The sequence below is a fragment of the Streptomyces sp. JLBJ103 genome (assembly GCF_058215575.1).
In genome coordinates this window covers 16326-28364 of record NZ_CM177089.1, presented here as the reverse complement: position 1 = coordinate 28364, position 12039 = coordinate 16326, and the positions used below count along the sequence as shown (strand labels likewise).

10 protein-coding genes and 1 pseudogene are annotated in these 12039 nt (G+C 68.6%); 6 read left to right on the top strand and 5 right to left on the bottom strand.

Annotated features, from left to right (window positions below):
* The 3 genes from AC4BEG_RS00145 to AC4BEG_RS00135 all read left to right on the top strand — a co-directional run bounded on the left by AC4BEG_RS00145 (position 1) and on the right by AC4BEG_RS00135 (position 2886).
* The gene (locus AC4BEG_RS00145) at positions 1-1368 is read left to right on the top strand and encodes a carotenoid oxygenase family protein (protein ID WP_490703850.1); all 1368 of its coding nucleotides are present in this window, start codon (positions 1-3) and stop codon (positions 1366-1368) included.
* A gap of 296 nt (positions 1369-1664) precedes the next feature.
* A complete protein-coding gene (locus AC4BEG_RS00140) occupies positions 1665-2057 on the top strand; it encodes a nuclear transport factor 2 family protein (RefSeq protein WP_490703849.1) in 393 nt (130 codons plus the stop codon).
* An 88-nt stretch (positions 2058-2145) separates the two neighbouring features.
* Positions 2146-2886 (top strand): class I SAM-dependent DNA methyltransferase, encoded by a 741-nt coding sequence (locus tag AC4BEG_RS00135; protein WP_490703848.1) that lies wholly within the window; start codon positions 2146-2148, stop codon positions 2884-2886.
* A gap of 856 nt (positions 2887-3742) precedes the next feature.
* Here AC4BEG_RS00135 and AC4BEG_RS00130 read toward each other — a convergent pair.
* The 4 genes from AC4BEG_RS00130 to AC4BEG_RS00115 form a co-directional block, all read right to left on the bottom strand.
* The gene (locus AC4BEG_RS00130; protein ID WP_490703847.1) at positions 3743-4372 is read right to left on the bottom strand and encodes an ABC transporter permease; all 630 of its coding nucleotides are present in this window, start codon (positions 4370-4372) and stop codon (positions 3743-3745) included.
* A 581-nt stretch (positions 4373-4953) separates the two neighbouring features.
* Complete coding sequence (locus AC4BEG_RS00125; protein ID WP_490703846.1) at positions 4954-6195, bottom strand: cytochrome P450, cyclodipeptide synthase-associated; 1242 nt, start codon at positions 6193-6195, stop codon at positions 4954-4956.
* A 148-nt stretch (positions 6196-6343) separates the two neighbouring features.
* On the bottom strand, positions 6344-7810 hold the full coding sequence (locus tag AC4BEG_RS00120; protein WP_490703845.1) for a condensation domain-containing protein: 1467 nt from the start codon (positions 7808-7810) through the stop codon (positions 6344-6346).
* 850 nt (positions 7811-8660) lie between these two features.
* A complete protein-coding gene (locus AC4BEG_RS00115; protein ID WP_490703844.1) occupies positions 8661-9050 on the bottom strand; it encodes a thiol-disulfide oxidoreductase DCC family protein in 390 nt (129 codons plus the stop codon).
* A gap of 301 nt (positions 9051-9351) precedes the next feature.
* On the opposite strand from AC4BEG_RS00115, the gene AC4BEG_RS00110 reads away from it, so the two are divergent.
* Entirely contained in the window at positions 9352-9582 is a 231-nt protein-coding gene (locus tag AC4BEG_RS00110; protein ID WP_490703843.1) for a hypothetical protein, read from the top strand.
* Positions 9582-10304 carry a rhomboid-like protein gene (locus AC4BEG_RS00105; protein WP_490703842.1) on the top strand — a complete coding sequence of 241 codons (723 nt, stop codon included), beginning with the start codon at positions 9582-9584 and terminating at the stop codon, positions 10302-10304. Before AC4BEG_RS00110 ends, AC4BEG_RS00105 begins: the two co-directional genes overlap by 1 nt.
* A gap of 233 nt (positions 10305-10537) precedes the next feature.
* On the opposite strand, the gene AC4BEG_RS00100 is transcribed toward AC4BEG_RS00105, so the two are convergent.
* Positions 10538-11155 (bottom strand): nucleotide triphosphate diphosphatase NUDT15, encoded by a 618-nt coding sequence (locus AC4BEG_RS00100; protein WP_490703841.1) that lies wholly within the window; start codon positions 11153-11155, stop codon positions 10538-10540.
* Here AC4BEG_RS00100 and AC4BEG_RS00095 point away from each other — a divergent pair.
* Positions 11130-11876 (top strand): annotated as a pseudogene (locus AC4BEG_RS00095) (substrate-binding domain-containing protein); the annotation flags it as partial. The gene AC4BEG_RS00100 and the pseudogene AC4BEG_RS00095 overlap by 26 nt on opposite strands.
* Between the last annotated feature and the right edge of the window lie 163 nt (positions 11877-12039).

Here is a 12039-nt window from a genome sequence, read left to right as displayed (position 1 = left end):
ATGATCGTTGAGAAGAAGCCGTACCTGACCGGCCACTACACCCCCGTCGCCGATGAGATCACCGCCACCGAACTCACCGTCGAGGGCACCCTGCCCCCCGAGCTGACCGGCCGACTGCTCCGCAACGGCCACAACCCCAAGCCCGGCGTCACCCCGACGCACTGGTTCAAGGGCAGCGGCATGGTCCACGGCATCCGTCTCCGCGAGGGCCGCGCCGAGTGGTACCGCAACCGCTGGGTGCACACCCCCGCCCTGGACGGCGCCCCCTACATGACCGAGAAGGGCCCGGACCTGACGGCCAGCACCGCCGGCACCCACATCATCGAGCACGCCGGACGGCTGCTCGCGCTGTGCGAAGCGAACTTCCCCTTCGAGCTCACCCCGGAGCTGGACACCGTCGGCGCCCATGACTTCAACGGCAAGCTGCGCTCCGCCATGACCGCGCACCCCAAGGAGGACCCGGCTACAGGCGAACTCCACTTCTTCGGCTCCTCGCCCTTCCCGCCCTTCCTGATGTACCACGTCGCCGACGCCAAGGGCGAGATCGTCCACAGCGCCGAGATCCCGGGAGCGACCGCCTCCCTCAAGCACGATTTCGCCATCACCCGCCACCACGTGGTCTTCATCGAGGGCAACGTCACCTTCGACCCCAACGAGCACTCCGGCATCCCCTACGGCTGGAGCGACCATCAGCTCTCCCGGATCGGCATCATGCCGCGAGGAGCCGACGGCACCCGGCACATCCGCTGGTTCTCCATCGAGCCGGGCAACATGCTGCACGTCTCCAACGCCTACGAGGACGGCCAGGGCCGCATCGTCCTGGAAGGCCCCACCGTGGACCGTGAAGGCTTCCACCTCTCCTGGAACTGGTGGGTGGGTGCCCCCGGGCGCGGCGCCGAGCCCAACGCCCGCTCCTACACCCGCCGCTGGGTCATCGACATGGCCGCCGGTACCGTCGACGAGCAGATCATCGACGATCTCGCGGTGGAGTTCCCGACCCTCAACGAGGACTACCTGGGCGCCGAGAACCGCTACCAGTACGCCATCTCCTTCCCCGACGAGAAGGGCTTCGGCGGCTACGGCATCGTCAAGTACGACCGCACCACCGGTGCCCGCCGCATCCACCAGGCCGGCGACGCACGGCTGCCCAGCGAGGCCGTGTTCGTCCCGGCCGCCGGTGCCACCCGCGAGGACGACGGCTACCTCCTGACCGTCGTCTCCGACCTCAAGCAGGACGCCTCGCAGCTGCTGGTCCTCGACGCCTCCGGCCTCGACCAGGTCGCCACCGTCCACCTGCCCCGACGGGTGCCCGCCGGGATCCACGGCTCCTGGATCCCCGACACTGACCTGGACGGCATCGCGGGCTGACCACGACTTCCCTCAGAAGGCGGTGGGCGGCGCGGGACCACGGGACCGGGCCGTCCACACCGCTTGCCACACACGCCGACTCGTCGGCAGGTGTGACAGGGTGAGTTTCCCCTGGACCGTGTTCGCTGTCACCGGGTCACTTCCCCGGAAACACCCCTGCTGTCGGGCAGTTCGTGGCAAGAGGGGATGATGCAGCCGCCTGCTGTGGTGCGCCGCTGCGGCGCGGAGCACCTGGCCCGGCGACGGTCATCAGCTCCTTCAGGCCCTGCCCCATGAACTCCCCGAAGGGAATACCCATGCACCACACCGACATCACCACCGCCCTCACCGACCTCGTCTTCACCCCCGAACTCGACCTGAACGAAGCCGCCGACCGCCACTTCACCCCCGACTACCGCCAACGCACCGACGGCCGCTGGGACGACCGCACCGCGTTCCTCGCTCACATCGCCCATCTCCGCACCGTCGTCGCAACCGGCTCCGTCCACGTCCACGAAGAGCTCGTCAACGGCCACCTCTACGCCGACCGCCATACCGTCAACGTCACCAAGACCGATGGAACCACCGTCACCATGGAGGTCTACCTCTTCGGGGAATTCGCCCCCGACGGACGCTTCCGCCGCATCGAGGAAACCACCCTCATGCTCCAGGGCAGCGAAGCCGACCGGAACCTCGGCAGCGCCCGCTGACCCGTCCCTCCCTCCGCCGGCTGACTGTCGACAGAGAGAAGGTAAATGCGTCGACAGTGCCTCTCGGCACCCGGCAAGGTAGCCGCCTGTGACGAGCAGTGAGCTGTGGACCCGTGCGACCGCCGACCGCTACGACGCCGAGGAGACCGAGATGTCCTCGGCCGCCGTTCTCGGACCGACTCTCGCCTTCCTCGCCGAGTTCGCCGGAGACGGTCGGGCACTGGAGTTCGCTATCGGAACCGGACGAGTGGGTGTTCCGCTCCGGGGAAGCGGCGTGCCGGTAGTGGGCATCGAACTGTCCGAGCATATGGCAGCGGCCCTGCGGCGCAAGATCGACGAGGAGGCGCTCCCGGTAGTCATCGGGGACATGGCCACCACCGTCGTCCCCGGCGAGTTCACCCTGGTCTATCTCGTCTACAACACCATCACGAACCTGCTCACGCAGGACGAGCAGGTCGAGTGCTTCCGCAACGCCGCACGTCATCTGGTGCCCGGCGGCCGATTCGTCATCGAGCTGGGCGTGCCCCCGCTGCGGTTCCTGCCGCCCGGCCAGGTTGCGGTGGCGTTCGACGTCTCTGAGCGGCATCTCGGCTTCGACACCTTCGACCTGGTCGAGCAGGTCCTCGTCTCGCACCACCTCACCCGCGACGGCGACGACGGCCGCTATCGCCGCGGCAGCTCCCGGCAACGGTACGCCTGGCCGGCAGAGCTCGACCTGATGGCACGGATCGCTGGGCTCGAGCTGGAACGTCGTGTCGCGGACTGGGACGGGGCGCCGTTCACCCAGGACTCCGTGAAGCACATCTCCGTGTGGCACAAGCCAACTTGAGGTCGGCCATCGGGCCGTCAACATAAGCCGTGCCTGTCGGCAAACTCCTTCGGGAGTGGGGTCGACGAGTGGAACGGTAGGTGTCAGCTGTCCTGTGGCCATCCACCCAGGGCCTCTGTGAGCTGATCTTGCAGCCGAGGATCGCCTGTGACTGTGACGAGACGATGGGCCATGGACGCGATACGCCACCCCGAGTCGTGGTCGAAGGGGGGCCGCATGCCCGCGGCGTTGTGGGCCACCTTGGCCACTAATTCGGCGAGTCGGAAAAGCAGGGCCTGTTCCTCAGTCAGCGGCGCGTCCTTGTTCAGGCTTCGCCGCCGGAGCCGGTCGAAGACTGCACGGCCGTGTGACCATTGCTCTTCCGTCTCAGCCAGCAGCAGAGCCTTGTTGATTTCGGGGAATGTCCCAAGTCTCTGGCTTGCGGCGCGAAGCACACGGCCAGCCCAGACAACTGGAGCTGACTGGCGCTCAAGCTGGGTCCGCCCCCAGGCGTACAGTCGCTGACTCGTCGGCTGATCAACCATGATCACTCCGTTTCATCGGGAGGAAGAGCCGCAACCCGCAGAGGCCTTCGCCGGTGGCTGCGTTTCGCCCCTCGTCGCAGAAGAACTGGCTGGCCTTGCTGATGGAGGCCGCCGCTAACGACGCCGTCGGGCGATGCGGCGTCGACCTCGCGCGCATCGCCCCTGCACCAGGTCGGCCGCTCCGCGCCCTGGGCACAGGCGCACCGCACCCGCCCAACCCACCCGGTGGCACGAGCCGCGACCCAGCGTCGAGGCCCGAAGACTGCGATCCAGGCAGTGCGGTGAGGGCGGCAGCCTCTGACAGCAGTGACGTCCGGGCCAGCGGCGGGCCGTCAGTGCTGGGGATGCCCTGCGTGCTGTACGAGGCGGCGGCGTTCGAGGGCCGCGGCGAGGGCGTAGGCGCCGCCGACTGCGATGGCGAGGACCCCGTAGAGGCCAGGAGTGCCGAGGAAGAGCGCCGCGGCGGAGGTCAGAGCCAGCCAGACGCCGAGGCTGTAGTGCAGCAGGTTACGGCGTGCGGCGCCTTCGGCGAGGTAGAGCAGGCCGACGATGAGGCCGGAGCCGGCAGGCCAGAGGATGGACTGGAGTTCTGGCATGTCGAGGGCGGACGTCAGGCCGGTGATGGCGAAGAACAGGGCAGTGAAGGCGGTGATCCAGGAGGCGCCGAGCAATTTCCCGGAAAGGACGTCCGGCGCGGTAGCTCCGCGCTGGGCTCGCAGGGCGGCGATGGTGGCCTGGGTGATGCCGGTTGCCAGCCCGATTCCGAGGAGTGTGGTGGGCAGCCAGCCGGGCAGGGCGAGCAAGGGGCTGTCGCCGTGGGAGACTGCGGCGGCGCCGTGTCCGAGCAGGTAGGCGAGTCCGAAGCTGACGTAGGCGGCGCGGTTGTCGACCTCGTTCACGAGACGACTCGGGGTGGCACTGGCGCTGGCAGCGACCGGAGAGTCGGGGGCTGCGATGGACATGGGGGAATCCTCCAACGTGGCTTACGGATGTGAGCGAGGGGGGTTCGCGAACAGCACGGGCGGCTCCGGGAGGTCAGCCCGGAGCCGCCCACCGGCCGTCGGAGATGATGTGAGCATGGAGCCGTCGTCCTCCTTGGTGGCGCGTGCCTCGTCCTTCGTGCGTCCAAGGTTCATGGCGCACAGCCTCGTGCCGGGCGGTGTCCACTTTCCATGCCCAGCAGGGGCGTTGACTGTCCAGCCCCGTCCGTACCTGTCCACGAGGAGCCCTGCCATGGATGTACGTCGGCGCACGACGCTCGGGTGCGTCAAGCGCCTTGGCCCCCGAGGCGTTGGAAGTGCCGTCGGGGGCGTACTGGCCGAAGAGGTACACCTCGGTGCGGGAAGTACGGCCATGGTGCTGGGCGGGGGTGAGGGTGCGACGGTCGGCGTAGCGCAGTCCGTCGCGGAATGCGTCGTGGACTTCGATGGTGCGGCCGCTGCGGACCAGGGAGCGGAGGCGTGTCATGTGCTGGGCCGACGGCCCCGGCTCCCGAGCCGGGGCCGCCGGTCGGCCTGCTCGACGCAGGGACGGGGGGCCGGTATCAGTCGCGGCCCGGGACGCCCTCGTGGACGGGGGTGAAGTCCAACGACAGGGAGGCGGGACCGCGGGTGTACAGACCGGTCTCCCGGTAGCGGAAGCCGGGGCTGTAGCGGACCTGATCCAGCAGGGGGAGGAGCATCGCGGCGACGGTTTCGAGCTCGGCGCGCGCGAAGGCCGCACCGACGCACTGGTGGAGTCCGGTGCCGAAGGCCAGGTGCTGGGCGGCGGCGGTGAAGGAGCGGGCGGTGCCCAGGTCCGGGCGGTGGATGTCGAAGGTGTCCGGGGCGGTGAAGGCTTCGGGGTCGCGGTTGGCCGCGCCGATCATGCAGAACACGGTGGCACCTGCCGGGACGGTGGTGCCGGCGAACACGGCGTCCTTCTCCGACTGGCGAGGAATGAGCTGCACCGGCGGTGTGTAGCGCAGGGTCTCGGCGATCGCGGCGGGCAGCAGGCTCGGGTCCTGGCGGACCTGTGACATCTGCTCGGGGTGGTCGATCAGGTGCTTGATGAGCAGGGCGAGAGTCTTGTCGGCGGGCTCGGTGGCGGCAACCAGAACGTTGATGATCAGCGCGGTGACGTCGCGATTGCTCATGGTGATGCCGTCGAACTCGGCGGTGCACAGCCGCGATATGAGGTCTTCGCCGGGGTGGCGGCGCCGCTGTTCGATGAGGGGAACGAGGTAGGCCTCCAACTGCTCGGCGCAGTCCAGGCAGTGCCGGCGGCGTTCAGGGGTGAGGGTGATGCTGGTGATGAACTCGGCGATCCCGCTGTTCCAGACGGCGATCTGCTGCCAGTCCTTCTTGTCCAGGCCGAGGATGTCTACCGTCACACAGACGGCGAGGGGCTTGCCGAGGCCGTTGACGAGGTCCACCCGGCCCCGGGGAAGGAAAGGCGCGATGAGCTCGGCGGCGTTGGCATGGATGGCGCGTATCTGGTCTTGCAGGGCCTGCCCGGTGAAGCCCCGAACGACGATCTTTCGTTTGGCGGTGTGCTCGGCCCCGGTCATCTGGGCGAGGACCGGTCCGCGCATCACCGGCTCGGCGCGCACCTGGAGCGTCTCGGTGCTGAATGCCTGATGGTCGGTCAGCACCCGCTTCACGTCCTGGTAGCGGGAGACGAAGTAGCTGTCGATCGCCGGCTCGTAGTGCACCGGTGCACGTTCCCTCAGCCCGGCGAAGTACCGGTAGGGGGCGGCGGCGAAGTCGTCGGACAGGACACTGAAGCCGGACTCGGCTCTTGGCATGGCAGGAAATCTCTCAAGGGAAGGGGTAAGGGTGCACACATACGCCTGCCGGACTGCCGGGTACGCCGCGATCCGCCGTTCCACTTCGGCCGGCTCGATCCGGAAGCCGCGCACCTTCACCGACGGTCCACCCGGCCCAGATGGCTGATCACGCCGTCGGGGTCGGCCCGCACCAGGTCACCGTGGCGTCCCCGTCGGCCGACAGCTCGGCGGTCTCCGCCTCGTCCCGCAGGGTGTACTCGGTGACCGGCCGTCCGGGCTCCCGGGCGAGCTGTTCCAGCACCCGGACCAGGTAGCGCAGGTGGCGCTCGATGGTCTCCCGGTCGAAGAGCGCGGTGGCGTAGGCCAGATCACCGACGATCCGTCCGTCCGCCTCCTCCAGCGCGAGGATCAGGTCGAACTTGGCAGGGGCGAACGGCATCGGCAACCGCCGTACCGATACCTCCGGCAGCTCCATCACCTTCTCCGGAACCCAGGCGAGCACGGTCTGGAACAGCGGGGTGTGGGCGGCGCTGCGCGGCGGGTTGACCAGCTCCACCACCCGCTCGAACGGCAGGTCGGAGTTCTTCACCCCGGCCCGGACCGTGGCCCGTACCTGCCGCAGCAGTGCCGAGCCGGTCGGAGCGTCCGCCAACTGGACCCTCAGCGCCAGGGTGTTGACGACGAGGCCCATGATGCCGCCGACGTCGCCGCGCCGACGATTGGCCGTAGGAGCGCCCACCACCAGGTCCTGCTGGCCGGACAGCCGGGACAGTACGATCGACCAGCCGGTCAGCAGGGTCGAGAAGAGCGAACCCTGGTGCTCCTTGGTGACCGCCTTGAGCGCCGAGGTCAACTCCGGTCCGATCTCCAGGTGCACCCGGTCGCCGGTGTGGTCCTGCTCGGCCGGGCGCGGCCGGTCGGTCGGCAACTCCAGCAGCGGCGGCACACCGGCCAGCTTCCCGGCCCAGTACTCCTCCTGCGCGACGGGTTCCGCACCGGCCATCCACATCCGCTGCCAGCAGGTGAAGTCGGTGTACTGCCACCGTGCCGGCGGCAGCGGGTCCGGCTCGCCACGCAGCAGGGCGGAGTAGAGCGCGCCCGTCTCGCGCAGCATCATGCGCCGGGACCAACCGTCGAACATCGCATGGTGCACGGTCAGCACGATCACGTGGTGGTCCGGGCCGAGCACCACCAGCCGGCCACGGGCCGGCGGTTCGACGGCCAGGTCGAACGGCACCACCATCTCCCGGTGCAGCACGTCGGCCAGCCGGTCCTCGGCATCAGGGCAGCCGGTCAGGTCGTCCACCGTCAGCGCGAAGCCGATGTCCGCCGACTCGACGTGTTGGTATGCCTCGCCCTCGAATGCCACCAGCCGGGTGCGCAACGCCTCATGCCGGGCGGTGAGCATGTCCAGCGCCCGACCCAGCATCGACCGGTCCAGTGGCCCCCGCAGCCGGTAGGCCCTCGGCTCGTTGTACGCGGCACTGGCCCCCTCCAGCTGGGAAAGCGCCCACAGCCGACGCTGTCCGAAAGAGAGCGGTGGCCGATCGGCCAGCCACGCTTCGCTGTTGGACGTGGTCGGCGAGGGCTGCGAAACCGGGGTCGCGTCGGCCGAAGACGCGGAATGGGACAACGGTGTCATCGACGAGAGCAGCCCTTTCCACTCGTGGAGCTGGAAACATACGGAAGCCAGATACGGCTGATTGGCAGGCGCCCAGCCGACGACACGCCAGGCCGGAACATGCTCACCGGCGGCTTGGAACCACGATCCACGGTCATGGATGGGAGATCACGAAGCCGTTCGGAAGAGGATTTTTCGCCAGCATGATGACCAAGTCAATGAAAGAACCAGGAGAGTGGTGATCCGCCTGGTGATTGCAGCCGCAGGGCGCTGGACAGCAGGGCGGTGACTCCCTGGGCCGCCACGGCGATGCCACCGATGGCACCGGTGGCTCTCGAGATGCCCGCTCTCCGCCTACGGTATGGGCGCACTGCCCGGCCTGCCGAAGCGGACCAGTAGGTCGTGCCTGCGCCGTGGCGACCGTGTGCGGTGGGCACCGACGTGTGGGCCGACCCGGTGAGCGTCGCGCTTGCGCAGTGGTCGGGAGGTGCGTTCCGGGCCACCTCGGGCTGGTGGGGCCTCGAATGTCGTGTCCACATCAGGTGGATTGCGAGGGCTGGCGGTCCTGTGGTACCGAGCGGCGTTCCACACCGTTGCTTCGGACGGTCACGGCACTGTTCCGCGGCGTTTCCCCGCTTGTGGACCGGGTCCGCGCCGGGGGTTCGCCCGTCGCGTCCGTCTGGGGCGGCGGTGTCCGGGGCAGGCGGTGACCGGGAAACTGGTCACCGCACCCCCATCCGTCGGCTCGGCCGCGCTGGGTGAGTCCATCCGGGTGCCGCTGTCCGCGGTCAGCGCATGGAGCGTGCGCTGAACCACGCCGGATCCGGTGCACGCCTGACAGCAACACCATTGCCGCACACTGCTACGGGCTCTGGGTCCGATGGTCTGGCAGAGCACACGCTGCTGTCCCTCCCGGCATCCGGTGACGGTTGGCCGCGATCAACCGGTAGACCACCTGGGCTGCCCACCGCGCGGGAGGCAGCATGAGCAAGCCACCCAGTAGTGACCATCCCCGGCCCGCACTCAATAGCGTCTTCGCGACAGCCTGAGCACCTCCATACACCGTCCCCGTTGGAGTCACCCACAACACCTCACGCTCGGCCCGTTCTTGGGTGACGCCGAGCGTTTGCAGGTCCGCGCATTGCCATGGGATGAACTCGCAGCGTGGCCGGATACGTCGTTCAGCGAAGTGCACCGAGGTGGTGCAGAAGCCGCAATCTCCATCGAAGACGAGCACTGGTCGAGTCCGCATTGCTCCATCATCGCGCGCCCTCGCGGTACGCGCGGCATCCAGGAGTGGAACGGGCGCCAGTGGACCCCGGCCGGGGTCGCCGAGGACTTCGTGTGGAGCCCCGTGAGCCGACAGAGCCAACCCGCCCAGTAGGCCCGGCTTGGTGGCTCGGCTGCCTGGAGGACTGTACAAACGCCCAGAGTTGGGCGGTTGGCGCACGCTGCGGACGGTGCCGCCTGCCAACGCCGTAGATACTTCGGTACGTCCTTGCCTGAGCTGAAGGGCAAAGCGACTCATCCAGTGCACGCAAGGAGAACCACTCGTGAGGAACGCCGCCATACGGAAGTTGTCCTCGGACGGCGCCAAGGTGGGCGTCGCCGGCGTCTGGCGCCATCCGGACTACGCCACCTTCGACTACAAGGGCGAGACCGGCTACCGCAACGACGGCGGCGTCCTGCGCACCGCAGGCTGCGGCAAGCCTGGTTACCCCGGTCTCTATACCCGTGTCAGCACCTTCTCCTCGGAGATCACCGCTCAGCTCGGCACCAACTGATGGGCAGGCGCCTGCTCGATGCCGTCCGGGCCTATCCGAGCCGCTCGCCGGTCACCTTCGGATACGTCTGCCTCCTGCTGCTCACCCATGCCTGGATCACGTGGGGCCTGACAGGGAATCGTGCCCAGACCCTGCTGCATTACATCAGCACCGACCTCGACAACCTGGCCGATCGCCCCGGGGTCGCACTGCTCGGCAGCGCGCTGTTCTTCGACGGCACGCTGACCGACGTCACCTCGCTGCTCTTCCCTGCCACCGTCATCACCCTGGGATTCGGCCTCTGTTGCTGCCTGGCCTGGGCCGAACAACGATGGGGCCCGCTAAGGGCGTTCGCGGTGTTCCTCACGGGGCACATCGCCACCACCCTACTCACCGCGGGCGTCATCACCCTGGCCCTGCGACACGGCTGGTATCCCGCCGAGGTCCGCAACACGCTCGACTACGGCATCAGCTACGGGTCCCAGACCGTCATGGCCGCCAGCACGGCGGCAATGCCGCGATGGGCCCGGCTTCCGTGGGCGGCCTTCGTGGTCGCCTGGCCCATCGGCGGTGTGGTCTGGGCCGGGCCGTTGCCCGACTTCACCACCCTTGGGCACGTGCTGGCCGCAGCACTCGGCTTCCTTTTCGCGCTGCCGCCCGTGGCGCGCCGACTTATCCGACGTCCTGCGTGGTGTGGCGGACGAGTCCGTCCGGAGTTGCAGAACGACAGAGGACATCCATGACAGCCACCGCGGGTGACAGCCACCGCGGGCACCTGTGAATGCACCGTCCTTCCGGCCACGACCAACTGCACAAAGCCGCTGACTCATGCTGTGACCGACGACGTTCACCGGGTTAACCGCTGGATCGAGCCTTTGCCGGCCTTGTAGGTTCCCGACGTGAGTGATGACGGCAGGACTCGGATCCGATGCGCACAGCAGTCGGCTCGCTCATGTGGTTCGCTCCCTTGTGGAGGTCATGCGGTGCCCGTCGCAGGAGTTGCCGGAGTCGCCGGAGGTGTCGAGCTGTAGGCGTAGGGCGTGAAGTGCGCTGGGGGGTGATCGATGGGCAGGTTGGGGCGCCAGGCGGTGAGGATCTGGGCGCTGCACACGAACAGGCCGTCAGGCAGCTCCTCCAGGGGGTACCAGGCCCAGTCGCCGACGCTCTCGTCCGGCTGCGTGGTGGGCCGGCCTTGCCAGACGGTGACGAGCGCGCCGACGGTGACCCGCGCGACGTCTCCGACGTGGTCGACGAGTGTGCCCAGGAGCCTGACGGCGTCGGGCTGGGTGATGAGGCCGGTCTCCTCGGCGAGTTCACGGACCACGGTCGCTTCGAGGGATTCCCCAGCCTCGACGGTTCCTCCGGGCAGTTCGAGGGTGCCTCGATGGTGGCGGCCGAGGAGCACGCTCTGGTTGCTGAGGACGATGGCGCCCACACCGATGGCCGCGTGCGGCGCGGGTGGGCGGGTTGTGCGGGGTCGGCTGGAGATTCGGGTGGGGCGCATCAGGTTGGCGGGCATCCAGGCGCCGGTGGGGAGTGTCGCGATCTTTCCGTCGGCGAGGCCCTTGGCGGCTGCCGAGGGGTATGCGACCACCCTGCTCCCGGTCGCCCTACCCACCCAGGGTGAGGTCCGCGGAGCCTTCACCCAGCTCGGCGAGCTGGCGGTGGACGCGATCATCGTGATCATGGAAGTGCATTTGCTGGACGCTGCCGCGGTGTCGCTTCCGCCTGGCGTCGGAGTGGTCGTCGCGGACTCCGACGCCGGTGACCGCTACAGCGTGGTGGACACCGACCAGAAAGGCGGAGCCTCTGACGCGGTGCGGCACCTCCTCGGCCTGGGGCACGCCACTGTCTGGCACGTGGCCGGGCCCGAGGAGTCGTACGCCGCGCAGCGCAGGGCCGACGCGTGGCGGGCCGAGCTCCAGCGGGCGGGACGGGGCGTACCGCCGCTGCTGCGCGGTGACTGGTCGGCCGAATCCGGCTATCGGGCCGGGTTGCGGCTGGCCCAGGAGCCGGACTGTACAGCGGTGTTCGTCGCAAACGACCAGATGGCGCTGGGCGTGCTCCGTGCGTTGCACGACAACGGCCGTGCCGTGCCGGACCAGATCAGCGTGGTCGGCTTTGATGACATCCCGGACGCGGGCTCGTTCATCCCGCCCCTCACCACGGTCCACCAAGATTTCGCCGAGGTGGGCCGACGCTGTGTGGAGAGCGCGCTCCGTCAGATCGGTGAGGCACAGGGGGAGCGCGGCACCACGTTGGTGCCGACCCGGATCGTGATCCGGGAGAGCACCGCCCAGCCGCCTACCGCCTGACCCCGGCGTGCCAGGGCGATCGGTACCTGTTTCATCCTCCCCTTGAGCAGGTTGTCGGGCTGCACAGGTGTCTTCCTCACCCTCGTGACCAGCGGCTATGTCAGTCGGACATGTCTGTGAACCGAATAGGCATTTTCCAGGCATGCCGCGTTCCCGCAATGCT

Coding starts and splice junctions, on each gene's coding strand:
- AC4BEG_RS00145 (WP_490703850.1), top strand. CDS start 1: ATGATCGTTGAGAAGAAGCCGTACCTGACCGGCCACTACACCCCCGTC.
- AC4BEG_RS00140 (WP_490703849.1), top strand. CDS start 1,665: ATGCACCACACCGACATCACCACCGCCCTCACCGACCTCGTCTTCACC.
- AC4BEG_RS00130 (WP_490703847.1), bottom strand. CDS start 4,372: ATGTCCATCGCAGCCCCCGACTCTCCGGTCGCTGCCAGCGCCAGTGCC.
- AC4BEG_RS00125 (WP_490703846.1), bottom strand. CDS start 6,195: ATGCCAAGAGCCGAGTCCGGCTTCAGTGTCCTGTCCGACGACTTCGCC.
- AC4BEG_RS00115 (WP_490703844.1), bottom strand. CDS start 9,050: ATGCGGACTCGACCAGTGCTCGTCTTCGATGGAGATTGCGGCTTCTGC.
- AC4BEG_RS00105 (WP_490703842.1), top strand. CDS start 9,582: ATGGGCAGGCGCCTGCTCGATGCCGTCCGGGCCTATCCGAGCCGCTCG.